23 protein-coding genes and 1 riboswitch are annotated in these 23040 nt (G+C 63.6%); of the genes, 12 read left to right on the top strand and 11 right to left on the bottom strand.

Features of this window, described 5'->3' with window-relative positions:
- The first annotated feature begins 38 nt into the window (after positions 1–38).
- Both OX462_RS09495 and OX462_RS09490 read left to right on the top strand, forming a co-directional pair.
- Positions 39–923, top strand: a complete 885-nt coding sequence (locus tag OX462_RS09495) for a hypothetical protein (protein WP_409028266.1) — start codon at positions 39–41, stop codon at positions 921–923.
- Positions 924–990: 67 nt separating this feature from the next.
- Entirely contained in the window at positions 991–1446 is a 456-nt protein-coding gene (locus OX462_RS09490) for a hypothetical protein (protein WP_409028265.1), read from the top strand.
- A gap of 30 nt (positions 1447–1476) precedes the next feature.
- Here the strand turns inward: OX462_RS09490 and OX462_RS09485 are convergent, their stop codons facing one another.
- From OX462_RS09485 to OX462_RS09470, 4 genes are all read right to left on the bottom strand, one after another.
- Entirely contained in the window at positions 1477–1935 is a 459-nt protein-coding gene (locus OX462_RS09485) for an acyl-CoA thioesterase (protein ID WP_034750191.1), read from the bottom strand.
- A gap of 90 nt (positions 1936–2025) precedes the next feature.
- The gene (locus OX462_RS09480; RefSeq protein ID WP_070288667.1) at positions 2026–2394 is read right to left on the bottom strand and encodes a hypothetical protein; all 369 of its coding nucleotides are present in this window, start codon (positions 2392–2394) and stop codon (positions 2026–2028) included.
- A 129-nt stretch (positions 2395–2523) separates the two neighbouring features.
- Positions 2524–2661 carry a hypothetical protein gene (locus OX462_RS09475; protein ID WP_162995739.1) on the bottom strand — a complete coding sequence of 46 codons (138 nt, stop codon included), beginning with the start codon at positions 2659–2661 and terminating at the stop codon, positions 2524–2526.
- Positions 2662–2901: 240 nt separating this feature from the next.
- A complete protein-coding gene (locus tag OX462_RS09470) occupies positions 2902–3075 on the bottom strand; it encodes a hypothetical protein (RefSeq protein ID WP_175445159.1) in 174 nt (57 codons plus the stop codon).
- 137 nt (positions 3076–3212) lie between these two features.
- On the opposite strand from OX462_RS09470, the gene OX462_RS09465 reads away from it, so the two are divergent.
- The 3 genes from OX462_RS09465 to OX462_RS09455 all read left to right on the top strand — a co-directional run bounded on the left by OX462_RS09465 (position 3213) and on the right by OX462_RS09455 (position 6715).
- On the top strand, positions 3213–4445 hold the full coding sequence (locus tag OX462_RS09465) for a nucleotide disphospho-sugar-binding domain-containing protein (RefSeq protein ID WP_409028264.1): 1233 nt from the start codon (positions 3213–3215) through the stop codon (positions 4443–4445).
- A gap of 188 nt (positions 4446–4633) precedes the next feature.
- Positions 4634–5614, top strand: coding sequence for an EDSAP-1 family PEP-CTERM protein (locus OX462_RS09460; protein ID WP_409028263.1), 981 nt, complete (start codon positions 4634–4636; stop codon positions 5612–5614).
- Positions 5615–5722: 108 nt separating this feature from the next.
- Positions 5723–6715, top strand: a complete 993-nt coding sequence (locus OX462_RS09455; protein ID WP_083293526.1) for an EDSAP-1 family PEP-CTERM protein — start codon at positions 5723–5725, stop codon at positions 6713–6715.
- Positions 6716–6734: 19 nt separating this feature from the next.
- Here OX462_RS09455 and OX462_RS09450 read toward each other — a convergent pair whose 3' ends face one another.
- The 5 genes from OX462_RS09450 to OX462_RS09430 form a co-directional block, all read right to left on the bottom strand.
- Entirely contained in the window at positions 6735–7835 is a 1101-nt protein-coding gene (locus OX462_RS09450) for a nitroreductase family protein (protein WP_409028262.1), read from the bottom strand.
- Entirely contained in the window at positions 7836–8705 is an 870-nt protein-coding gene (locus tag OX462_RS09445; protein WP_409028261.1) for a ThiF family adenylyltransferase, read from the bottom strand. It lies immediately after the preceding gene.
- 87 nt (positions 8706–8792) lie between these two features.
- A complete protein-coding gene (locus OX462_RS09440) occupies positions 8793–10352 on the bottom strand; it encodes a methyl-accepting chemotaxis protein (RefSeq protein ID WP_070311430.1) in 1560 nt (519 codons plus the stop codon).
- 122 nt (positions 10353–10474) lie between these two features.
- The gene (locus tag OX462_RS09435) at positions 10475–10672 is read right to left on the bottom strand and encodes a hypothetical protein (RefSeq protein ID WP_010399555.1); all 198 of its coding nucleotides are present in this window, start codon (positions 10670–10672) and stop codon (positions 10475–10477) included.
- A gap of 95 nt (positions 10673–10767) precedes the next feature.
- Complete coding sequence (locus OX462_RS09430; RefSeq protein WP_409028260.1) at positions 10768–13611, bottom strand: M16 family metallopeptidase; 2844 nt, start codon at positions 13609–13611, stop codon at positions 10768–10770.
- A gap of 185 nt (positions 13612–13796) precedes the next feature.
- A riboswitch (FMN riboswitch) is annotated at positions 13797–13947 on the top strand.
- A 94-nt stretch (positions 13948–14041) separates the two neighbouring features.
- Here OX462_RS09430 and ribB point away from each other — a divergent pair.
- Positions 14042–14689, top strand: a complete 648-nt coding sequence (gene ribB / locus OX462_RS09425) for a 3,4-dihydroxy-2-butanone-4-phosphate synthase (protein WP_121670015.1) — start codon at positions 14042–14044, stop codon at positions 14687–14689.
- A gap of 7 nt (positions 14690–14696) precedes the next feature.
- On the opposite strand, the gene OX462_RS09420 is transcribed toward ribB, so the two are convergent.
- Positions 14697–16067 (bottom strand): MFS transporter, encoded by a 1371-nt coding sequence (locus OX462_RS09420; RefSeq protein ID WP_409028259.1) that lies wholly within the window; start codon positions 16065–16067, stop codon positions 14697–14699.
- Between the two features lie 116 nt (positions 16068–16183).
- Between OX462_RS09420 and OX462_RS09415 the strand changes: the two genes are divergently transcribed.
- From OX462_RS09415 to OX462_RS09390, 6 genes are all read left to right on the top strand, one after another.
- Entirely contained in the window at positions 16184–17056 is an 873-nt protein-coding gene (locus tag OX462_RS09415) for a LysR family transcriptional regulator (RefSeq protein ID WP_409028258.1), read from the top strand.
- A 134-nt stretch (positions 17057–17190) separates the two neighbouring features.
- Positions 17191–17514, top strand: a complete 324-nt coding sequence (locus tag OX462_RS09410) for a hypothetical protein (RefSeq protein WP_070223930.1) — start codon at positions 17191–17193, stop codon at positions 17512–17514.
- A 210-nt stretch (positions 17515–17724) separates the two neighbouring features.
- Entirely contained in the window at positions 17725–18540 is an 816-nt protein-coding gene (locus OX462_RS09405; RefSeq protein ID WP_070224172.1) for an MlaE family ABC transporter permease, read from the top strand.
- 55 nt (positions 18541–18595) lie between these two features.
- Positions 18596–19621 (top strand): MlaD family protein, encoded by a 1026-nt coding sequence (locus OX462_RS09400; protein ID WP_121670018.1) that lies wholly within the window; start codon positions 18596–18598, stop codon positions 19619–19621.
- On the top strand, positions 19618–20289 hold the full coding sequence (locus tag OX462_RS09395) for a hypothetical protein (protein ID WP_409028257.1): 672 nt from the start codon (positions 19618–19620) through the stop codon (positions 20287–20289). The genes OX462_RS09400 and OX462_RS09395 overlap by 4 nt, the downstream gene beginning before the upstream one ends.
- 87 nt (positions 20290–20376) lie before the next feature.
- On the top strand, positions 20377–21705 hold the full coding sequence (locus OX462_RS09390) for an ATP-binding protein (RefSeq protein WP_409028256.1): 1329 nt from the start codon (positions 20377–20379) through the stop codon (positions 21703–21705).
- Here the strand turns inward: OX462_RS09390 and OX462_RS09385 are convergent.
- Positions 21702–23039, bottom strand: a complete 1338-nt coding sequence (locus OX462_RS09385; protein ID WP_409028255.1) for a response regulator c-di-GMP phosphodiesterase, NosR family — start codon at positions 23037–23039, stop codon at positions 21702–21704. The two genes, OX462_RS09390 and OX462_RS09385, sit on opposite strands and share 4 nt — an antisense overlap.
- Position 23040 lies beyond the last annotated feature (1 nt).

The following is a 23040-nucleotide window of genomic DNA, read 5'->3' as shown; positions in this document are numbered from 1 at the left end:
TTAATTCATTGATGTAGCCACGACTGGAAATTTCCTCCATGAATTCCAATCCCATACCGGAAAGCAACTCCCCCTCCCCGGAGGAGAAATCCTCGATCGAGTCGAGAGTACATTCAATGGATCTTCGAATAAATCGCCTTGAGAATCCTGAGCACGGAAGATTTGAAATAATTCAAAAAAGAACAAGCTTCCTGGCTTTACTCATTGGCATACTTTTAAGTGGAATTTCTCTTTTTGACATTTTCTGGAGCCAGCCACGCAATGAACTTTTCAGGGATATGGAAGAATTCAACAAATCCGTGAATGCCGTGTCAAATCTGCGTCAGAACATGATCCAGATTCAATACCAGTCGAACAATCCGCAAATGCTGATGGCGATGAATTCCATGGTCTCTCCGCAGGTACTGGCAAACATACAATATGCAACAGCATTACTACCGCGCCTCGGTGACCATGCGGGAATTCCCCAACTATTGGTACTGATATCGGAAGCGTTGAATATTTATGACTGGAAAAGTGCCACGACCCTGGTTGAACGGGCCGTTGCCATCAAGGATGCCGTACCCTCGATGCAATCGGAAGCGCGACGATACAAGGCGCGACTGATGTTTTCGACCGGAAAAATACAGGAAGGACGGGCTGCTTATCAGGACTCCCTGAATGTACTGCGCAGCGAATCAGCATTCGGCATTAATGGAGCCAGGGCCTACATCATCGCGGATTGGGCAATTTCAGAATTCGCCATGGGAGACTGCAATTCCGGGAACGAACGGATCGGACAATTCATTCAGCTCTTGCAAGACCCGGAAATTCTACCGCTCTCTCGTTCCGGATTGATTTCCACACTAAAAAATCAGCTTGAGCAGATCCAGTCAAGAAAAAAACGATGCACCTTCCCCAAAGAGCTGGAAGATGCAAGCTAGCCGCTGATTTCAAAATTACTGTGCTAAAACTATCCGTACCATACAATTGAAGCGTCATCACTGAAAAATGAAAACGTTAACGGTATCTCTGTTTCTCATTGTTTTGGCCGCAATCCTCAGCCCGCCAGCCGCTGCGCAAGTCATTCTTCAACCCATGGGGATCGCCCCCATCATTGCCGGACAAACCCTGACATGCGGCGGCGCGGTTTCCTATGTGGCCGCCATCCCCGATATTGCAATGGCATCGCCAGGCGTATTATTATTCCGCCCTGATTTTTTCTACCTTCCGCCTTTTATACAATGGTATATCTATACGCATGAATGTGCGCATCAATATGTGGGCAGCAACGAAAGGGCCGCCGATTGTTGGGCAATACAACTGGGCAGAGATCAGGGTTTTTTGCCGCCGCAAGCCATTCAACAAATATGCGCCTTCACATTCCCCAACCCGGGCGACTGGACGCATTTACCAGGCCCCATACGTTGCGCAGAAATGCAAATGTGCTACGCACATGGCCAATAACCGGCTGAGGCCATTCATGACGCTACACAACTACTTCTTCGACACCTTCTGGCGCGACAGCTTGCGCAGCTTGGCTTGCTCGAAGCGCGCATGCTGCTCCGGCGTCTCGAGCACCAGTGGCGGCACGGCCACCGGCTTGCGGTTGGCGTCCACGGCCACCATCGTGAAATAGCAGCTGTTGGCGTGGCGCACCAGGCGCTGCTGGATGTTTTCCGTCACCACGCGGATACCCACTTCCATCGACGTCGTGCCCGTGTAATTGATCGAGGCGAGGAACGTCACCAGCTCACCCACGTGGATAGGCTGCAGGAACATCACCTGGTCCACGGACAGGGTCACCACATAGCTGCCCGAATAGCGGCTGGCGCAGGCGTAGGCGACGCTGTCGAGGTATTTCAGGATGGTGCCGCCATGCACGTTACCGGAAAAGTTGGCCATATCGGGCGTCATCAGGACCGTCATCGTCAGTTCGTGGGCCGACCAGTTCATCGCGCTGTCCAAAGTGTTCTCCAAGGGGAAAATGAAAAAATGAGGGGGATGTGAAAACCGGCCACTGGGGCCGGTTGCCGGGACAGGCTGTTACAGTCCCAGGTTGTCGATGTCGGCCAGCGATTCGCGGCCCTTGTCGGAAATGTCGTGGCCCTCGCCTTCGGCGCGCGCCACGATGTGGGCTTTCTTGCCCAGGAAGTAAGCCACGTCCGACTCCAGTTTGGTCAGCGGATCGGCGGCGACGGCGCGCAGCCCCATGATGCAGCGGCGCAGGAACAGCAGTTGCTGCGCCTTATCGGTGATGGACAGACGGCCATCGCGTGCATAGCTGAGCAGCTTCAGGCCCGACAGGCGCTTGGCATTGCGGGCAACGCAAGCACTGGGGCGCTCGGTCTTGATGCCGCGTGCAACTTGCTCCAGCGCGTCATATTCATCGGTTGTTAATTTCTCGTTCTTCATTACTTTTCCATAAAAGGCCAGGTGTTCGGCCCCCATGGTACGCGCCCCGCTGCGCATCGGCAACAGGCAACGTGCATCTACCGCCGCCAGCCAGGCGGCCAGGCGGCGGAAACACGCGTGTGATGAGCGTTATTTGTAGCTGCGCAGCAGCAGCCATGCGAGGCCGCAACCAGCAACGGCACCCGCCAGGGCCAGCGCCACGAGGTGTTTGCTGGTGATCACAGGCCGCCGGCCCAGGTAGATTTTGTTATGCAAGGAATTGCCCACGATGGTCTCCTGTACAAGAATTTTTATGATGTCTCATTATAAGAACAGAATCGTGACGGCCGCATGACACTCGACAGTTGGGGCTTGATTTGTATCCACTCGGCAACATTTGTGGGCATTTTTGTTGTTTAAATGGCGTACCTCCGGCGGGGCCCGCGCCTTCCATTTCTGACTGGAAATAAACACGGCGCACGCCTGCCCACCGCAGGCCTTGGCGCGGCGCCATGGCACGAAAACCGCTCAATGCATTTTCACGGGCGGTGGCGGCGGCGTTGGCTCCTCGACCGGCACGGGGTCGATGTGCGGCGGCTGTTCCGGCGGCGGCGTGAGGGGATCGCCTTCCGGCGGTGGCGGCATATCGGGTTCGGGCGTGCTGTGTGCACGCAGCGGGGAAAAACGGAATTGTGGCTGCATGGTGGCCTCCTTTGCCCCACTCTAGCCGATGCGGCCAAATCCTGGCGCCCGCCAGTGGCACGCTGCAGGGGAACTAAACGGCGTGGCGCCACTCCAACTTGGCAGGCATCCCCTACAGCACGAGTGCAAGCGACCCTATGGCGCGCAAGAAAATCCTCTTTATGGCCGAGGCAGTGACCCTGGCCCATGTTGGCCGCCCACTGAGCCTGGCCCAGGGCCTGGACGAGGAAGCGTACGAGGTGCACTTTGCCTGCGCCGACGGGTATGACTTTTGTTTCAGGCAAGCCCACTTCCGCCGCTGGCGCATCGACAGCATTTCATCACTGCAATTTCTGCAGGCGCTGGCCCACGGCAAGCCCGTCTATACGGAAAGCACCTTGCACGCGTACGTGGAAGATGACTTGCGCCTGCTCAATGCCGCCCAGCCCGATCTCGTGATCGGCGACTTTCGCCTGTCGCTGTCCGTCAGCGCGCGCCTGCAGCACATTCCCTACATTACCGTCAGCAACGCCTACTGGAGTCCCTGGGTGCGCCAGCATTACACGGTGCCCAGCCTGCCCCTGACGGGCGTGCTGCCCATCTGGCTGGCCGATCCCCTGTTCCGCCTGATCCGCCCGCTGGCCTTCGCCTCGCATGCCGTCCCCCTGAACCGCGTGCGCCGACGCCATGGCCTGCCATCGCTGGGCAGCGACCTGCGGCGCATCTATACGGATGCCGACCGCACCTTGTACGCCGATATTCCCCAGCTATTTCCGCCGCATGGCATGCCACCCACGCACGACTACCTGGGTCCCATCATCTGGGCGCCGCCGCTCGACTTGCCGGACTGGTGGCAGCGACCGGAACTGAGCAGCGGACGGCCGATCGTCTATGTCACCCTGGGCAGCTCGGGCCAGGGGCAATTGCTGCCGCGCGTGCTGCGCGCGCTGGCGCCCCTGCCCGTCACCGTGCTGGCGGCCACGGCCGGCACCATCCGCGTCGATGCCGTGCCGCCGAATGCCTATGTCGCGCCCTTTCTGCCGGGCGACGCGGCCGCCCGCCGTGCCAGCCTGGTGATCTGCAACGGCGGCAGCCCCACCAGCCAGCAGGCGCTGACGGCAGGCGTGCCCGTCATCGGCATCGCCGGCAACCTCGACCAATTCCTCAACATGCACGGCATCGTGGGCGCGGGCGCCGGCCTGCTGCTGCGCGCCGACCGTTTCCAGGAAACCGCCCTGCGCCATGCCGCCACCCGCATGCTCGACGATGGCCGGGCCAGGCTGGCGGCGCGCCAGCTGGCCACCGCCATGCGCGACTATGTGCCCGGGCAACGCTTGCTGTCCCATCTGCACGCCCTGCTGGGCTCGTCGCCCCGTGGTAGCCAGCCTTGACGGGCGGCGTCGGTTTTTCTTACAACGCGTCCGGCAACACCTGCACTGTGTCAACAAAAGCACGCCAAGTCATTGATTTCAAAAGAACCTCATGCGTTGGCATGGAAGTCGCTTAAGTCTGGCCATGAGCACCTGCCGACAGGACTCAGGCAAGACTTCCACACTCACTCAACTACGAGGTGAATGACATGAAACTTTCTAAACTGAAACTGCTCCCGGCCGCAGCAGCATTGGCCATGCTGTGCGCGGCCGGTAGCGCACAAGCGGGCGCCTACGGCTATTCCTACAACAACATCTTCGGCCTGGTCATCGCCGTGCCGACGGGCCAGATCACGGTGGCCAACAGCACCACGATTTCGCGCAGCACGGCCACCCTGAACGGCGTGAGCGTCATCAACGGCGGCGCCGGTTCGCTCGACGCGCCGCGTGCCAACGTCGGTGCCGTCACCAAGGGCGAAAACGACTTCACCCAGCAAGGCCCCACTGGCACCTATTCGCGCGGCGATGCGCAGATCGTCAGCACGCAGTTCCCTTCGTTCCCGCCCGGCTCCACCTCCACCCAGGTGGTGAACGTGGCCGAAGCCCATCTGGGCGGCCCTGCCGGTACGGCCGATGCCTCCGGGCGCAATGGCTCGACCACGGGTTTTTCCGTCGATTTCGTCGTCGGTTCGCCCACGGCGACGCTGAGCTTTGACTTCCTGGCGTCGCCCTTCATGCAGGTCTTCCTGCAAAGCACGGTCGGCCAGTTGTCCACGGCCACGGCCAACCTTGTCGTCACCTTCACCATCACGGATGCAGCCGGCCTGACGGTGTTCAACTGGACGCCCGATGGCGTGATCGGCTCGGGCATCTTCGGTGGCACGGAAAACGCCGACGGCGCCAACCTGAACACCAGTCTGGCGACCAATTTCCTGACGCGCGGCAACCTGTTCACCTACGACCCTTCCGGCTGCGGCACGCCCACGGGCACGGGCGTGGGTACGGGCTGCGGCAGCAACTTCAGTTCCGTCAGCAATGCTTTAACGGCCGGCAACTACACCTTGACCTTGAATGCGGTGGAAAGCGTGGACCTGGTGAAACAGGCGGTGCCGGAACCTGGCACTCTGGCACTGCTGGGTCTGGGCCTGGCTGGCCTGGGCTATGCCCGCCGCCGCAAGCTTGCCGCCTGAACCAGGCAACAGGGGGATTTACAGGCGAGGGAGTCTCCTCGCCTTTTTTTATGTGGCAAGCCTGTCGGTTTTCCTTACAACGCGGCCGACCGGCAGATGAGGATTTTCATGACTACATTTTCTTGTACCCGCTTGCCAACGGCCCTGCTGGCCTTGCTGTTGCTGGCCAGCAGCGGCACTGCCGGCGCCGCCGCCTATGGCTATTCGTACACCAGCGTCTTTGGCCTCGTCATCAGCAACCCCACCGGCTCCACCACCTTGGTCAGCAATATCGACCTGTCGCGCACCACCGCCACGCTCAATGGCAGCAGCGTCATCCACGGCGGCAGCAACGAGATCGATGCGCAGCAAGCGACACGCGGCGCCGTCACCAAGGGGGAAAATGATTTTACGCAACAAGGCATGGGCACGGCCTCGTTTGCGCGCGGCGAGGCGCAGATCGTCACCTCGCAAATCCCCCCCTTTCCGCCAGGCTCGACCAGCACGCACACGGTGAATGCGGCGGAAACCTTCCTCACGGGCGGCGGCAGCGCCGACGCCTCGGGACGCAACGGTTCCAGTACCGCGATGACCGTCAATTTCGTCGTCGGCCAACCGGGCGCGACCCTGGCCTTCGACTTCCAGGCCCTGCCTTTCATGCAGTTGTACCTCGATGCCCTGGCCGGCACGGGCTCGGCGGCCACGACGAATATGGCGATGACGTTTACCATCATCGATGAACATGGCCAGATCGTCTTCAACTGGGCCCCCGACGGCAACCTGGGCTCCGGCATCCTGGGCGGCACCGAACTGGCCGACGCCGCCAGCCTCAATACAGGGTACGCACAAACGCCGCTGACCAGCGGCAGCGTGTTCACCTACGATCCCGGCGGCTGCGGCGCGCCCACGGGCACCGGCATCGGCACGACGTGCGGCGGGCAGTATGGCGCCGTCACGGACAACCTGGTGGCAGGCAGCTATACCCTGGTATTGAACATGCTGAACAGTTCCGAACTGGCCTATGTGCCGACGGACACGCCGATACCGCTACCGGGCACCTTGCCGCTGCTGGTGGCGGGCCTGGCCGCGCTGGCTGCCCTGGCGCCACGGCGGCGGCGCTGACCGCGCAGGGAGTCACGCCTCACGGCCCAGCCGTGGGCGCCACCAGCAAGTCTTGCAGCGGACGGCGCAGCGAGCGCGCACTGGCCGCCGGCCCGGCGCCGATGCGCCCTAGGAACACGGCCCGCTCGACCGCCGCCTCCCCCAGCACGCCCTGGCATTGCACGGCCAGCTCCTGCGCCATGTCCTGCATGCCATCGGTGCGCGAAAAGGCGCGCCGTTCGCGCACGTAGCGGGCAAAGATCAGCGGCGTCAGTTCCGGCTGCAATTGCAGTCCCAGTTGCGTGGCCGTCAGCCAGAAGCGCTGCATGGCGCGGCCGGCCGCCACGTAATCGTCGATATGGCGCGGCGGCGCATCGGCCAGCAGCACGAAATGCGCGGCACAATACAGGCCCGGCAGCAAGTCCATCTGCAGCCGCGGGGCAATCGTGCCACCCAGCCAGGTATTGAAAAAATCCACGCGGCGCCAGCTGTGCATGACCCAGCGCATCAGCCGCGCCGTCATGGCATCGACGCCGAGCGCCTGCTCCGGGATGCGGTCGGCACTGAAGCGCGCCCCCCATTCAATGACGTCGCGGTGCACCTTGTGCGCTTCGGGCATGGTCAGGCGCAGCTTCGCATTGTCGAACATCAGCCGCGCGCAGGCCAGGCGCGCGCGCCCGCCTTCGAACCACTGCACGCCGTAGCCGGGCGGCAAGCTGGCCGCCAATGCCGCCTTTTCGCTGGCGCGCAGGCTGCGCGTGCTGAGCCGGCGCCGCTGCACGCTGCGCTGGGGCAGGAAGGCCGCCAGCGGATCGGGCAGCATGCCCGGGCTGTCGACCAGCCGTACGTCGAAGGTGGGCAAGGTGTCGGGCATGGACAAACGCCGGCGCGCTTCCATGCGCAAGCCGTGACAGCTGGCCGCCAGGGCCATGCTTTCAAGCAAGGCACCCAGCGACAGCTGGCTGGGATGGCCGTCGAGGTCGTACACGCAATGGCTGCGCGTATCGAAACCATGCACGACCACGTGCCGCTGGTCCACGACTTCAAAGCGCCACGGCTGCGTATTGTCGCCGCTGGGCGCCCAGCGCGCCTGCTCGAGGATGTTTTCCAGCACGGGATCGTTCAGCAATGCTTGCGCCATTTATGCCCCCTGTGCGGCGCGGCGCCGCTTGATGATGGCCATCGTCAGGCGCTGCAGCGGATGACGGTTGCCGCCTGGACGCCAAGTATGCACGAGCTTGTTGCGGTAGGCGTCGAAATGCACGCCGTGCGGCGCCGCCATCACCTTGCCCCGTTTTAACAGGATTTTCAAGGCTTCCGTGGCGGCCGCGCCCGCGCACAACTGGCAGCCCATGATGGTCGACGGTCCGCGCCGCTCCTTCAGGTTGATGGCGGACGGGTCGACCAGATAGGGGCCGTGCAAGCCGGACGGCGCCAGCCCGACGAGAAAGCGCAGGGCCTTTTCTTCCTCGGGCAAGTCGCCCCAGCCAAAATACTCTTCGAACGTCATGCCGCCCGGCATGAAGCTGAGCACGGCCGTGCCCATGCCCAGCGGTGCGGCCGTGATGGCGGGAATGCCCAGGCGTGCGCACGTGGCGAAGGTGGCCTGGCGCGCGGGGAAGGCAAAGAAATCCAGGCCATCCACGTACAGGTCGACACCGGCAAAGTACTCCGCCAGGTTGCTGTCGTGTATGCCGTCGGGAAATTGTTTAATCTCCAGTTCGGGATTGATGTCCTTCGCCATCTGCGCCAATACGGCCACCTTGGGCTGGCCCAGGGTCGACATCATGGCGCCGGCCTGGCGGTTGAAGTTGGCGATATCGAAGGTGTCGAAATCGGCGATGTGGAAGGCGCCGATGCCCAGCCGCGCCAGGGTCAGCAAGTGCACGCCGCCCACGCCGCCCATGCCCGCGATGGCCACGCGCTTGCCGCGCAAGCTGTTTTGCTCCGCCTGCGTGACCCAGCCCAGGTTGCGGGCAAATGCCGCGTGATAGGAAAAACCTTCTGTCATGCTCACCTCTTCTGTGCATCCATTGCGGACGAAAAAGTTTGGACAGGTGAGCCGGGGATAAGTTCCCCCGTGACAGATAAAAAGCGGCTAGCGCGTCAGGCGCCGCTGCGCCGCGGCCGGCGCCACGGCGCCCACCTTGAATACGCTGACGATCTGCGCCAGCCCGGCCGCCTGCTCGTTCATGGCCTGCGCTGCCGCCGACGCCTGCTCGACCAGGGCCGAGTTTTGCTGCGTCATGTTATCCATCTCGACGATGGCCTGGTTGATCTGCTCGATGCCGGCGCTCTGCTCGGCGCTGGCCGAGGAAATCTCGGCCACGATATCGGTCACGTGCTGCACGCTGGAGACGACTTTTTCCATCGTTTCGCCCGCCAGCGCCACCAGTTTTTCACCGGCGCCCACCTGTTCGGCGGAGCTGTCGATCAATTGCTTGATCTCCTTGGCGGCACTGGCCGAGCGCTGAGCCAGGTTGCGCACCTCGCTGGCCACGACGGCGAAACCACGGCCCTGCTCGCCCGCGCGCGCCGCTTCCACGGCGGCGTTCAGGGCCAGGATATTCGTCTGGAAGGCGATGCCGTCAATGACGGCGATGATGTCGCCGATTTTCTTCGACGAGGCATTGATGGCGCCCATGGTGTCGACCACCTGGCTCACCACGCCGCCGGCCTGGCTCGCCACTTGCGAGGCGGAAATGGCCAGCTGGTTCGCCTGGCGCGCATTGTCCGCATTCTGGCGCACGGTCGAGGTCATTTCTTCCATGGTCGATGCCGTTTCTTCCAACGATCCCGCCTGCTGCTCCGTGCGCGCCGACAGGTCGTGGTTGCCCGAGGCGATCTCGCCCGATGCCGTGGAAATCGATTCCGCATCGCTGCGCACCTGGCTCACCAGATGCGCCAGGTTGTCGCGCATGGCCTTGATGGCCATCAACAGACTGGACGTATCGCCGGGACGCGTGTCGATCTGCGTGGTCAGGTCGCCCTGGGCGATTTGCGCCACGATGGCGGCGGCATAGTCGGGTTCGCCACCGAGCTGGGCCAGGATGCGGCGCAGCATCAGGGCCGCCAGCGCGCCCACCACCAGCATCAGCGCACCGCCGATGGCCAGCAGCACGCCCGCCTGGGCCCAGAATTTGTGGTTGATGTCATCGATATACGTGCCCGTGCCGATCAGCCAGTCCCACGGTGCAAATTTCACCACGGCATACATCTTCGCCACGGGATCGGGCACGCCCGGCCTCGTGCCGTCCGCCTGCACGAGGCCGATGCGGCTGTTGGCCAGCGCGGCGCGGTAGCGGTCGCCCGACTGCTTCATGTTCTTTTGCGGCGTGCCGATGCGCGACGCATTCGGATGCACGTACAGCAAGTCCGTGCTGAAATCGCGCACAAAGTAATACATTTCGTCCTTGACGAAGCTGCCGATAGCCAGCTTGGCCTGCTGCTGGGCCTGCTCCCGCGTGAGCTTGCCCGACTGTTCCAGCGCGTACGCCTTTTCCACGGATGCGTTGGCCAATTCGACCAGCACCGTCAATTGCTCGACGCGCTCGGCCATCATGGTCTGGCGCAGGGAATACAGGGAGAAGGAAGCGATGAGGACGATGCCCAGCAAGGTGCTGAAACACAGGAGGAGAATGCGCGAACGGAGTGTCATGGGTGCCTGGAGTGAATAGGAAATTTAATTGCCCGATGGAAATCTTTTCAGAAAAGCAAAACGGGCGGCGCTACCGGGCTGTGCCCGGCAGGCACCGCCCGCTGTAAGTCGTGTTTAAAAGGTCAGGCCAAGGCTTCCTTGGCCGCCTCTTCCGGCGTCAAGCCGTCGTAGAACTGGTCGGTAAACCACTCGACCTGCTCTTCGATGTGGTCCTGCGCCTGCGCCACGGTGGCGCCGCCGGCCACGAGGAAGCCTTCGACCTCGATACACCAGTTGATCAACTCCAGGGTTTCCGGATCGAGCTCTTCTTTCTTAGCCATCGTATTTCCTTGCTTGTTAAATTGCGATATCACATCAATAAGCGGCAGTTTAACAGCTTCGCCACGCTGCCGCCCATGCAGATCAAACACGAGGATTACTTGGCTGCAACATTTTTACGTTCCGGATACAGCACCACCTGCACATAATTATGCATGTCCAGGTAGCGCTGCGCCGCCAGTTTGACGGCTTGCGGCGTGATGGCGCGCACGCGTTGCTCGTAGCGCAGAATGTGCGCGGGGTCGCGCCCCTGCGTCACCGAACCCATCAACTGATTCATCCAGTAGTTGTTTTCGCGCAGGGATTTCTGCTGGCGCGTGATCCAGTTCAGCTTGACCTTTTCCAGGTCGGCCACGGATGGCCCATCCGCCTTCATCTTGTTGATTTCGGCAAAGGCGGCGGCGATCACCTTGTCCACGTTTTCCGGTCCCGTCGGCAAGTTCAAGGCCACCGAATAATGGCCGTACGGATGCTGGCCCATCGAGGTTTCAAAGCCGCCGCCATAGATCATGCTCATCTTTTCGCGCAGCACTTCGATGACTTTCAGGTTCAGCACCTCGCCCAGCGCCTGCAGGGTCAGCTTTTGCTCGTCCGAATACGCGACGTCGCCATTGAAGGTGATGGAAATCGTACTCTTGGGCTCGCTGCCCATATAGATATCCTTCTTGACGACCCCGGTCACCGGGCGCATGCCCACGTCGCGGTAGGCGTGCGCCACCTCGCCCACGGGCAAGGTGCCCAGGTAGCTGGCGATCAGCGGCTTGATCTTGTCGAGCTCGAAGCTGCCCGCAAAGATGAAGGTCATGCCGCGCGCGCTGGAAAAACGCTGGCGGAAGATGTCCAATGAGCGGTCCAGGCCCACCTTGTCGAAATCGGCCGCACGCGGCACGCCATCGACGCGGGGGTTATCGCCATACATGGCGTGCTGGATGGCATCGTAAAACACGGCTTCCGGCTGCGCCATGCTGTTTTTCGCCAGGTCCTGCTGCTTGCCGATGAAGGACTGGTACAGGCCCGCATCCTTGCGCACGTCATTGAAATACAAATACACGAGCTGCAACATGGCTTCCACATCGGCGCTGCTGGCCGAGCCGCCAAAGCCTTCGCTCAGTTCGCCCAGCGAAGCGCCCACATTGACCGTTTTGCCGGCCAATACTTTTTGCAAGTCCAGCGGCGCCAAATCCTTCAGCCCCATGCTGCCGACCACGGCGCTGGCGTAGCGGGCGTTGTAGATGTCGGCGTCGCCGAACAGGGACTGGCCGCCGAAGCGCGTCGAGCCCATCAGCACCTGGTCATTCTTGAAGTCCGTCGGCTTGAGCAGCACGCGCACGCCATTGCCCAAGGTCAGTTCCGTCACGCCGATGGCACTGTTTAACTTTTCCGAAACGATGCTGCCGCCGGCCGGCGGACCGTCCATCAGCTTGCTGGCGAGCACTTTTTCCGTGCGCGGCTCGACCTTCTGCTGCTCGGCCTTCGCCACGGCGTCGAGCAATTGCTGCTGCGTCGGCACGCTGGACGTCGCATCGCCCGCTTTCGGTTCGGCGCCCATGAAGACCACCAGCTTCTTTTGCTGGTCGGGAATCACCTTGGCTACCGTTTCGTTGATTTCCTGCAAGGTTACCTGCGGCAAGAGTTCCTTCGCGTACAGCAATTCATTGGCGATGCCGGGAATGGCTTCCTGCTCCAGGAAGTTGCGCGAATACTCGGCCACGAAGCCGGCCGAATCGGATTTGTCGCGTTCGCTGTAGGCGCGCTCGTAATTGCGCAACATGTCCTTGCGCGCGCGGTCCAGCTCATCCTGGCTGAAACCGAAGCGGCGCGCCCGCTCGTCTTCCTGCACCAGCGCATCGACGGCCGGCTGCACGCCGCCCTTGCCCAGCAAGGCATAAGCGCTGAACGATTCATAGCCGCGCACCAGCTTGCCCATGCTGCTGCCGCCCTGGATGAACGGCGGGTTGGCCTGCTGCGTCAATTCCTGCATGCGCGCGCTGAGCATTTGCCCGTACAGGTTTTCGATCATCTGGCGGCGGTAGTCGGCAATGGTGACGGGCTCCTGCGCGGCGCGGATCGGGTAGCGGATGAAGACGCTGTCGTCCGGTGCTTCCTTGTCCGTGATCACCACCGCTTCCGTCTGCGAGCGCTGCGGTACTTCCGCATACAGGCGCGGACGCGGTTTCGCGGGGTTTTTCAGCTTGCCGAAATGCTGCTGGATCAGCTTTTCAGCCTGTTTCGGCTCCACGTCGCCGACCACCATCACGGCCATCAGGTCGGGACGGTACCAATCCTTGTAGAAACGCTTGATGGCTTCCGGCTTGAAGGTTTTCAACACGGATTCCTTGCCGATCGGCATGCGTTCCGCATAGCGCGAACCGTTCAGCAGCTTCGGATACAGCACCTTGTTCATGCGGTCGCTGGCGCCCTTGCCCAGGCGCGCCTCTTCCAGCACGATGCCGCGCTCGCTATTGATGTCGGCCGGATTGAATTTCAAGCCGTGCGCCCAGTCTTCCAGCACGAGAAAACCTTTTTCCAGGTTTTCCTTCTTGTTCGTGGGAATCGGCAGCACGTAGACGGTTTCATCGAAGCTCGTGTAAGCATTCAGGTCGGCGCCGAACTTCACGCCGATCGATTGCAAGTAGGAAATCAGCTCATTGCGCTTGAAATGCGTCGAGCCATTGAAGGCCATGTGTTCCGTGAAATGGGCCAGGCCTTGCTGGTCGTCATCTTCCAGGATGGAACCGGCTTTCACCACCAGGCGCAATTCCACTTTCTGCGCGGGACGGGCATTTTTCTTGATGTAGTAGGTCAAGCCGTTCGGCAGTTTTCCGACGGTAACTTCTGGTGCCAGCGGCAGGGGATCGGTCAAACGGATTTCCGCCTGGGCCATGCAGGCGCACGCCAGCAAGACGGCGCCCGAGATCAGGCGTAATTTACTCAGCTTCATGTATTCTCAACGGTAAAATTCAGTAGCCATACCTTACACTGAAATTCTGTTTCCGCCATTAAAAACAGCTTAGGAAAAACCGCTTTTCCCAGGCAACTTTGCCGAATGACAAACTCAACGGTGTCCTGCCAGCTTTTTGCAATTGTGCTAAAGTATTGCCGCCGGTCATGTGGACCGGCACAACAATACGTCTTCGGGGCGGGGTGCGATTCCCCACCGGCGGTAAGACCGGCAACGGTCAAGCCCGCGAGCGCTTTCCAGGCACCGCTTGGCGAGGTCAGCAGATCTGGTGTGAATCCAGAGCCGACGGTATAGTCCGGATGAAAGAAGATGTGCAGTAGTGTGATGTCCCATCGCCACGGCGATGCGGCCAGTTGCGTCTATTCGCTTGCCCTGCAGCGTTTTTCGCCTATGCGAGGAGCGTTTCACCATGTTAGTCAACAGCTATACCCTGCTTTCCAACGACCTGGAAGGTCGCATCCAGTCCGCCCTGGCCGCCATGCGCGCCGGCATCCCCGTCATCCTGCTCGACGATTTCGACCGTGAAAACGAAGCCGACCTGATCCTGTCTGCCGAAAAATTGACGAACGAAACCATGGCTTTGCTGATCCGCGAATGCAGCGGCATCGTCTGCCTGTGCCTGCCGACAGATGTCGTCAGCGCGCTGGAATTGCCGCCCATGTCGCCCGACAACGGCAGCCGCTACGGCACGCCGTTTACCGTCTCCATCGAGGCGCGCGACGGCGTCACGACGGGCGTGTCGGCCGCCGACAGGGTCACCACCATCCGCGCCGCCATCGCGCCGGACGCCAAGCCCGCCGACCTGGTGCGCCCCGGCCACGTCTTCCCCCTGCGCGCCGCGCCCGGCGGCGTGCTCGAGCGCCGTGGCCACACGGAAGGCTCCGTCGACCTGTCGCGCATGGCGGGCCTGAACCCGGCCGCCGTGCTGTGCGAGCTGATGAACCCGGACGGCACCATGATGCGCGGCGACGATATCGAACGCTTCGCCGAACTGCACGGCATGCCGATCCTCACCATCGAAGAACTGGTGGAATGGCGCAGCACGCGCGAACAGTAAGCCTGCTTCAGGCGGCCACGGCCTTCGGCACATGCACATGCCGGTAGACGAGGCCCGCCGCCAGGCCATACGCGGCGGCAATCGTCGCGTAGGCCAGCGGCAGGCGCAGCGACCATTCGGGCAACATGTGCAGGATGCTGCCGATCAGGGCCACGCCCACCAGGGCGCCGATCTGGCGGTTGGCATTCAGGGCGGCCGCCGCGCTGTTCGCATGCGGCTTGCCGGCCACCCGCATCACGGTGGCCGTCATGGCGGGAATGGCGATGCCGATGGCCACATTCATGACGGCCGTGCCCAGCGCCAGCCAGCCATACGGCGTGCCCGGACGCAAGCCCATCAGCAGCAAGGCCATCACGGCGCCCACCAGCAAGCCGGCCAGCATGGGCCTACGCGTGCCATGGCGCGCCGCAATACTTCCCGCCATGAAATTGCCCACCGTATAGGCCGCCATCATGGGCAGCAGGCGTAAGCCCGACTGCAGGGCGTCGGCGCCGCCCGACTGCTGCAGGAACAGGCTCAATAAGAACAGCTGGCCGAATACGCAGAAATTGATCAAAAAACCCACGCCATTGGCCGCGCCGAAGCTGCTGCTGTGAAACAACGCGCGCGGCAACAGCGGATGGCTGCCGCTGCGCTCGCGCCGCAGCAATTGCCAGGCCGACAGCAAGGTCAATGCCCCCGCCGCCACGACGCCGGGAGACAGCCAGCCCAGCACGGGCCCTTCGATCAGCACGAAACTCAGGCCCGCCAGCGCCGCCACGCCCAGTGCATGGCTGAACAGCGACAAATCGCGCGGCTGACGCGCCGGCGCGACCAGCAGCAGCTGCGCCATGACGATGGCCAGCACGCCCAGCGGCACGTTCACCCAGAACACGCTGCGCCAGCCGAACTCGTGCACGAGGATACCGCCGATCAGGGGGCCGGACGCACCGGCCACGCCCACCAGCGCCGACCAGGCACCCAGCATGCGCGTGCGTTCGCGCTCGTCGTCAAAACTGTGCGTGAGCAAACTCAGCGAACTGGGCATGAACAGGGCCGCGCCCGCCCCCTGCAGCAGGCGCGCGGCCGTCAGGAAATGCCCGTCGGGCGCGGCGCCGCACAGCACCGAGCCGAGCAGGAAGACGCCCAGGCCGCCCTGGTACACGGCTTTCGGCCCGTAGCGGTCGGCCAGCGCGCCGCCGGCCAGCAGCAGCGCGGCAAACGTCAAGGTGTAGCCGTCGACCACCCAGACCAGGCCCGTCAGCGGGATATGCAAGTCCAGCGCGATATCGGACAGCGCCACGTTGACGGCCGTGACGTCGAGCATCGCCATGACGAAGCCGAAGGCCAGGGTCAGCAAGATCAAGCCGTTGGCACGGCGCGGTGTGGGAACAGGCATGGTACTCCTTGCAGTAACAGGGGGGACGGCCATTATGCGAGCGTTGCATGATGCAGTAAACAGGCATAAACTCGGCATCTTGATGCAAAAATGCATCACAAAAAAAGGGAAATACAATGGACTGGGATAACGCGCGCATCTTTCTCGCCATCGGGCGGGCCGGCACCCTGCGCGGCGCGGCCGCCCTGCTGGGCATCGACCAGGCCACGTGCGGGCGCCGCCTGGCCGCGCTGGAAAGCTCGCTGGGCGCCACCCTGTTCCTGCGCACGCCATCGGGCTACGTGCCCACGCCGGCCGGCGAGCTGGCGCTGACGGCGGCCGAAGCGATGGAGCGGGCGGCCGACAAGCTGCAGCGCGAGATGCAGGGCGTCGACAACCGTTTAAGCGGCCTGGTGCGCGTGGCCACCACGGACACCATGGCCAGCCATTTCGTCATCCGCGCCATGCAGCGGCTGCACGCGGCCCACCCCGACATCCGCATCGTGCTCAACGTGGCGCCCGCGCTGGCCAGCCTGACGCGGCGCGAAGCGGACCTGGCCGTGCGCGGCGTGCGCCCCACCGACCCGGACCTGATCTCGCGCCACCTGGTCAAACGCAGCCTTGGCCTGTACGCCTCGAAAACCTATCTGGCCGAACGGGGCGAACCCGTGCGCGGCACGGCGCTGGCCGGCCACGACATCGTCATCTACCACCATTCCGTGACGCCGCGCCACGCGGAGAAAATCGCCGGCGAATCCGTCGCCAACGCCCGGGTCGCCATGGAAGTGAACTCGGCGGCCATGCTGCAGGAAGCCACGCGCGCGGGCCTGGGCGTGGCCGAGCTGGCGACTCATCTAGGCGACATCGACCCGCAGCTCGTGCGCATCTGGCCCGAGCGGGCGGAAAGCTACGACGTGTGGCTGGTCATGCATGCGGACCTGAACCGCTCGGCCCGCGTGCGGGCGGCAGCCGACGCCATCATTGCCAGCGTGGCCGGCCCGGCGCACTAGGCGCAAGTCCATCCCCAAAAAAATCATTCCCAAAAGAAACTTTATCTCTTGTGAATCTGATAAAATTCCTCCCCCCGCCGCGCACAGCCGCCGCCAATCGCCGCGGGATCCCTCAATCCCCCTGGAGAATTTTTATGCTTATCTGGCAAGGCTTCGGCATACTTGGCCCCCTTATCTGTTTGATCGTCGTACTGGCCGCACAGGCGCTGTTTGGCGCCACCCTGGGCGAGGCCTATACGAAGAGCCACACATGGACCCTGGCCCTGGCCTTCCTGCTGGCAGCTGCCGCCAGCTGGTATGCGGGCGTACGCCTGAACAGCGCGCCCGGACGCGAACTGATCGACCCGGCCACGCAGGAGCGCGTGATCCTGCGCCAGCGCCACACCCTGTTCTGGATTCCGATGCAATACATCGCCGTGCTGATGGTCGTCATGGCCGGCTTCGCCCTGTTTGAGTAAGTAGGTCGTGGGAAATTATTGTGAAGTTATGACGAACAGAACCGGATGCGCTGCAAGGCGCCCGTTGCGACGCAGTGCAGGCACTGCTAGCAGCGGGTAACGCCGCAGAGCGCCGGTTATGGAAGTCAGAAATCACAATAATTTATTACGACCTACTTCAGCGCGCACGCCTGACGTGCCCGGCGGGCGGGCAGATGTTAAGATGCCATGATGACCCTATCCGTCTCCCTCATCATCAGCCTGCGCCGCCTGCACCGGGCCACCATGGCCTGGCTGGTCAGCTGGTGGCGCATGCTGCATTTCGCCATCCTCGTGTTTTCGCTGGCCCTGTCGCCATCGAGCTATAACCGCGACAACCGCCCCATCCTCGCGCACCGCCTGGTGACGAACACGGCGCCCAATCTCGTGTGGTTCAGCGTGGCCTGCGCGCTCGTCAGCCTGGTGCTCATCCGCATCGTCGTCGTCAGCGCCCAAAGCTACGGCCTGTCGCGCTATGCGCTGGAAATGGTGGTGCGCGTGCTGGTGCTGGAATTGATACCGCTGACGGCCGCCCTGTTCGTGGCCCTGCGCCTGACCCTGCCCGACGGCATTGCTTTCGCGCAAATGCGCTCTTCCGGCATGCTCGATACCATGCAGCGCCAGGGCGTCGACCTGCTGCGCCGCGAATACTTTCCTCGTGTCATGTCGGGCATCTTCGCCGTGTGGATGCTGGCCATCGTCAGCTGCGTCACCTCGCTGATCCTCGCCTATCTCACCATCTACGGTTTCACGCCGTGGGCGCTGCAAGGCTACACGCGCGTGGTGGGGCAGATCTTCAATCCGGCCGTGGCCCTGATCCTGATGCTCAAGGTCATCTTCTTCAGCTTTGCCGTGGCCCTGATCCCGCTGGCCTCCTCGTACTATCCGGAAGACCCGCACGGCCGGCGCAACCGCCTGTGGGCCGCGCACGGCCTGTCCGAAATGCTGCGCCTGTTTTCCGTCATCCTGCTGATCGAAGTTGCTTCGCTGATGGGCAATTACTACTGATGCCCCGCCCGCCACCGCCAGCGATCCCGAACCACCCATACGAGAGCCAGAAGCCATGAGCCAACCGCAAAATCCCGACCAGGTCGACGTCACGGCGCCCGCCGGTCTCGCGCAAGATAGTGTCCTGCCCGCCCCGCCGCCCGTGCGCCACGCCGAACTGAAGGCGGCCATCCTGCTCATCTTCATGTTCGTGCTGGTGGTCGGCTCCGTCGTCTACCTGATGTATGCGCGCGGCGCCTTCGAAGCCACGCAAACCCTGGTGCTGACGGCCGACGATTCCGACGGCGTGGGCGTGGGCGCCGACCTGACCTTTTCCGGCTTTCCCATCGGCCGCGTGCAGCGCATCGAACTGGCGCCGGACGGCCGCGCGCGCGTCATCGTCGACGTGCCGCGCAAGGACGCGCACTGGCTGCGCAGCAGCTCCATCTTCACGCTGGAGCGGGGCATCGTGGGCGGCGCCAAGCTGCGCGCCTACAGCGGCATCCTGACGGACCCGCCGCTGCCCGACGACGCCACGCGCGATTTGCTGGTGGGCGACATGGCGGCGGAAATCCCCCGTCTGCTGGCCGCCGCCAAGGATTTGCTGAACAATGTGGCGACCCTGACGGGCAGCGATTCCGCGCTCGACGGCACCTTGCGCAATGTGCAGGCCGTGACGGGCAAGCTGAGCGGCCCGGGCGGCGCCATGGGCTTGCTGACGGGCGACGACAAGCAGTCGCGCCTGCTCGTCGAGCGGGCCAACGCCCTGCTCGTCACGGCCGACCAGCTGGCGCGCCGCACGGATGGTCTGGTCGCCAATGCCGATACGCGCGTGTTTGGCGACAAGGGCGTGATGACGGATGCGCAAGCGACCATCGTGCAGCTGAACGCGCTGCTGGCCGACACCCGCGCCAGCCTGAAAAAAGTCGACGCCGTGCTGGTCGAGGCGCAAGCCGTGGGCGCCAACGCCAGGGCGGCCACGGCCGACCTGGGCCCGCTGCGCGCCGATGTGGAAAGCAATCTGCGCAAGGTCGAACAACTGGTCAATGAAATCAACCGCAAATGGCCGTTCAAGCGCAATCCGGAGATCAAACTGCCATGAAAATGTCCCGCCCCGCCCTCGCCGCCCTGCTGTCCACCTTGCTCGCCGCCTGCTCCAGCGGCCCGCCCGTGCCCGACTGGAAAATGAATGCGCAAAGTTCCGTCGAACGGTTTCAAGCGGCCTACCTGGGCGGCAACGCCCTCGTCGAACAGACGGAATTCCGGCGCGCCCGCAGCCAGGTGGCGGGCACGGGCAAGCTCGAACTGGTGGCGCGCATCGAACTGCTGCGCTGCGCCGCGCGCGTGGCCAGCCTGGCCTTCGAGGACTGCACGGGCTTCGATGCGCTGCAAGCGGACGCGAACGACGCCGACCGCGCGTATGCGGCCTGGCTGGCCGGCAAGGCGCAAGGGGCCGATGTCGCCCTGCTGCCGGAAGCGCAGCGGGCGGCCGCCGGCGCCGCATCCGACACGGCCGCCGCCAGCGCCGTGGCGGCCATCGATGACCCGCTGTCGCGGCTGGTGGCGGCCGGCGTGCTGCTGCGCTCGGGCCGTGCCACGCCGGCGCTGCTCGACACGGCCGTCGCCACCGCCTCGGACCAGGGCTGGCGCCGTCCGCTGCTGGCCTGGCTGGGCGTGCAGCGCCTGCGCGCCGAACAGGCGGGCGACACGCAAGCGGCGCAGCGCATCGCGCGGCGCATGGCGGTCGTCGAGCAGCCGCCGGCTCCCTGAGCGCGCCGATGGCGGCCCAAGGCAGGCGGAATCAGGCATAATTCAGCCAGGATGACAGCTATGCCGTGCAGGCAGCGAGGTGTGACGATGCAGTTCGAGGATTTCGACCTTTCCACTCCCGATACCGACCGGCATGCCGGGGCGGCGCCTGGCGATGAAGCACCGGCGGCTACGGCCGTGCGCCTGCAATACCTGCTCGACAATACACCCTCCATCATCTATTGCACCGTGCCCAGCGGCGACTTCAAGATGACTTTTGTCAGCAACAATGCCTTGAACGTGCTGGGCTACCAGCCCGAGGACATGGTCGCCGATCCCAATTTCTGGTTCGACCACATCCACCCGGACGATGCGCCCGGCATCTTTTCCAGCCTGGCGCAGATCTTTGTCGAAGGCGCCCGCGCCTACGAATACCGTTTCCGCGTGCGCGACGGCAGCTACCTGTGGATGCACGACAGCCTGCGCCTCGTGCGCGACGAGCACGGCGTGCCGTTTGAGGTGATCGGCTCGCTGACGGATATCACGGAACGCAAGCGCATGGAAGCGATGCTGCAGGCGCGCGGCGAAGAGCAGCAACTACTGATCAGCAAGTTACAGGAAGCGCACGACCAGCTGCTGCAATCGGAAAAGATGGCGTCCATCGGCCAGCTGGCGGCCGGCATCGCGCACGAAATCAATAACCCGATCGGCTTCGTCAATTCGAACATGAGTTCGCTGCAAGGCTATGTCGGCACCCTGTTCGGCGTGATCGGGCAATACGAAGCGGCGATGCGCGAAACGCCGGACGGCCCGGCCCTGGCCGCGCGCGTGGCCGAGGTACGCGCGCAGGCCGACCTGGCCTTCCTGCAGGACGACATGGTCGATCTGGTGCGCGAATCGATGGATGGCTTGAAACGCGTGCGCGACATCGTGCAGGCGCTGAAGGATTTTTCCCACGTGGGCGAGACGGACTGGCAGGTGGCCAGCCTGCATGCGGGCCTGGACAGCACCCTCAATATCGTCGCCAACGAGTTGAAATACAAGGCGCGCATCGAGAAGCACTATGGCGAGCTGCCGCCGATCCTGTGCCTGGCCTCGCAGCTGAACCAGGTGTTCATGAACCTGCTCGTCAACGCGGGCCAGGCCATCAGCAGCGACGGCGTGATCAGCATCCGCACGGGCCACGCGGGCGACTGGGTGTGGGTGGAAATCGGCGACACGGGCGCCGGCATCGCGCCCGAGCACCTGAACCGCATCTTCGAGCCGTTCTTCACCACCAAGGCCGTGGGCAGTGGCACGGGTTTGGGCCTGTCGCTGTCGTACGGCATCGTCAACAAGCACGGCGGACGCATCGAGGTGGCGTCGGAAGTGGGCCAGGGCACGCGCTTTACCGTGCACCTGCCGCTGCAGCCGCCCACCGCCGCCGCGAACGCCTAGGCGTCCTTCACGGGCGCATACACGCGGATGCTGAGGCGCCCGCCATTCTTGCCTTCGAAATCGAGCAGCTGGGCGATCACGCGGGCCGTCAGCACGTGTTCGGCCGCCAGCAGCATCAGGCCGTCGCGGCTGATCAGGTCGCGTGACAGCACCATGCCCGGTTCCAGCTGGCCCGACAGCACGGTCAGGTCGCGCGCCGGCGGCTCCGTCTCCTCCATGATGCCGCGGAAAGCGGCCACCACGGCCGGGTCGTAGCGCTTGCCGATGCTGTCGTAGATCAGGGTGCGCGCTTCGTCGGCGCGCAGGCTGCGCTGCACCATGGCGCCGATCTGCAAGCCGTCGTAGTCCGACGCCAGCGCCAGGATGCGCGCGCCCATGGGAATGGCCAGGCCCACCAAGCCATCGGGAAAGCCGCCGCCGTCGAAGCGCTCCAGCTGCGAGCGCAGGATCACGGAAACGGCGCGCAGCTCGTCGAGCGCCATCAGCAGCTGTTCGGCGCGCAGCGGATGCTTGCGGAAGGCGGCCAGCTGCTCGCCCGTCCAGGCGCTGGCCGGCAGTTCCAGCACGTCGTCGCTGAGGCTGAGCTTGCCGATGTCCTTGAGCAGGGCCGCGATGAACACGTCGCGCGCCTCCTGCCCTTCCAGGCCCAGCGCCTGCGCCAGCTTGCGCGACAGCTCTGCCACCCGCCGCGCATGGCCGGCCAGCTTGCCGCCGCGCATTTCGATCAGGTTGGAAAACACCTTGATCGTCGTCACGAACGTGGCTTTCAGGCGCTCGTTGGCCGCCTGCACCTCGTCGTGGGACTGCTTCAGCTGCTGCGTGCGCGTGGCCACCTTCGCTTCCAGGCTGGCGTTGAGCGCCTGCAGCTCCACGTTCTGGCTGGCCGTCAGCGCTTCCAGGCGCCGTTTTTCCTGTTCCAGCGCGCGCCGTTCCAGCGCGTGGCGCACCACCAGCACGATATCGTTCTCGTCCCACGGCTTGGTCACGTAGCGGTAGATTTCGCCCTGGTTGATGGCGTCGAGGATGGACTGGATGTCCGCATAGCCGGTCAGCAGCAGGCGGATGGTGCCGGGCCAGCGCTGGCGCACCTGGGCCAGGAACTGCGCGCCGTCCATGTGCGGCATGCGCATGTCGGAGATGACCAGGTCCACCGTCTCGCTCTCGAGCAGGGCCAGGCCGGCCGCGCCGCCGTCGGCCGTCAGCACGCGGTAGCCGTGCGGGCGGAACAGCCGCCGCAGCGACGACAGGATATTCGGTTCGTCGTCGACGCACAGGATGGTGGGCGGCGCGGCCGCAGTGCTGGCGCTGGCGCTGGTACTAGTGCTCGTGCTCATG

It is taken from the genome of Janthinobacterium aestuarii (assembly GCF_046113285.1).
In the GTDB taxonomy this organism is placed as follows: Bacteria; Pseudomonadota; Gammaproteobacteria; order Burkholderiales; family Burkholderiaceae_D; genus Janthinobacterium.
The sequence above is the reverse complement of the archived record's forward strand: the minus strand, read 5'-3'. Positions and strand labels throughout refer to the sequence as shown.

What these genes read in the sequence shown, in the direction of transcription:
- OX462_RS09405 (WP_070224172.1), top strand. Translation starts at nt 17,725, where the DNA reads ATGACCCTATCCGTCTCCCTCATCATCAGCCTGCGCCGCCTGCACCGG.
- OX462_RS09410 (WP_070223930.1), top strand. Translation starts at nt 17,191, where the DNA reads ATGCTTATCTGGCAAGGCTTCGGCATACTTGGCCCCCTTATCTGTTTG.
- OX462_RS09445 (WP_409028261.1), bottom strand. Translation starts at nt 8,705, where the DNA reads ATGACAGAAGGTTTTTCCTATCACGCGGCATTTGCCCGCAACCTGGGC.
- OX462_RS09440 (WP_070311430.1), bottom strand. Translation starts at nt 10,352, where the DNA reads ATGACACTCCGTTCGCGCATTCTCCTCCTGTGTTTCAGCACCTTGCTG.
- OX462_RS09420 (WP_409028259.1), bottom strand. Translation starts at nt 16,067, where the DNA reads ATGCCTGTTCCCACACCGCGCCGTGCCAACGGCTTGATCTTGCTGACC.
- OX462_RS09400 (WP_121670018.1), top strand. Translation starts at nt 18,596, where the DNA reads ATGAGCCAACCGCAAAATCCCGACCAGGTCGACGTCACGGCGCCCGCC.
- OX462_RS09390 (WP_409028256.1), top strand. Translation starts at nt 20,377, where the DNA reads ATGCAGTTCGAGGATTTCGACCTTTCCACTCCCGATACCGACCGGCAT.
- OX462_RS09495 (WP_409028266.1), top strand. Translation starts at nt 39, where the DNA reads ATGAATTCCAATCCCATACCGGAAAGCAACTCCCCCTCCCCGGAGGAG.
- OX462_RS09455 (WP_083293526.1), top strand. Translation starts at nt 5,723, where the DNA reads ATGACTACATTTTCTTGTACCCGCTTGCCAACGGCCCTGCTGGCCTTG.
- OX462_RS09485 (WP_034750191.1), bottom strand. Translation starts at nt 1,935, where the DNA reads ATGAACTGGTCGGCCCACGAACTGACGATGACGGTCCTGATGACGCCC.
- OX462_RS09480 (WP_070288667.1), bottom strand. Translation starts at nt 2,394, where the DNA reads ATGAAGAACGAGAAATTAACAACCGATGAATATGACGCGCTGGAGCAA.
- OX462_RS09415 (WP_409028258.1), top strand. Translation starts at nt 16,184, where the DNA reads ATGGACTGGGATAACGCGCGCATCTTTCTCGCCATCGGGCGGGCCGGC.
- ribB (WP_121670015.1), top strand. Translation starts at nt 14,042, where the DNA reads ATGTTAGTCAACAGCTATACCCTGCTTTCCAACGACCTGGAAGGTCGC.
- OX462_RS09395 (WP_409028257.1), top strand. Translation starts at nt 19,618, where the DNA reads ATGAAAATGTCCCGCCCCGCCCTCGCCGCCCTGCTGTCCACCTTGCTC.
- OX462_RS09460 (WP_409028263.1), top strand. Translation starts at nt 4,634, where the DNA reads ATGAAACTTTCTAAACTGAAACTGCTCCCGGCCGCAGCAGCATTGGCC.
- OX462_RS09435 (WP_010399555.1), bottom strand. Translation starts at nt 10,672, where the DNA reads ATGGCTAAGAAAGAAGAGCTCGATCCGGAAACCCTGGAGTTGATCAAC.
- OX462_RS09470 (WP_175445159.1), bottom strand. Translation starts at nt 3,075, where the DNA reads ATGCAGCCACAATTCCGTTTTTCCCCGCTGCGTGCACACAGCACGCCC.
- OX462_RS09465 (WP_409028264.1), top strand. Translation starts at nt 3,213, where the DNA reads ATGGCGCGCAAGAAAATCCTCTTTATGGCCGAGGCAGTGACCCTGGCC.
- OX462_RS09490 (WP_409028265.1), top strand. Translation starts at nt 991, where the DNA reads ATGAAAACGTTAACGGTATCTCTGTTTCTCATTGTTTTGGCCGCAATC.
- OX462_RS09430 (WP_409028260.1), bottom strand. Translation starts at nt 13,611, where the DNA reads ATGAAGCTGAGTAAATTACGCCTGATCTCGGGCGCCGTCTTGCTGGCG.
- OX462_RS09450 (WP_409028262.1), bottom strand. Translation starts at nt 7,835, where the DNA reads ATGGCGCAAGCATTGCTGAACGATCCCGTGCTGGAAAACATCCTCGAG.
- OX462_RS09385 (WP_409028255.1), bottom strand. Translation starts at nt 23,039, where the DNA reads ATGAGCACGAGCACTAGTACCAGCGCCAGCGCCAGCACTGCGGCCGCG.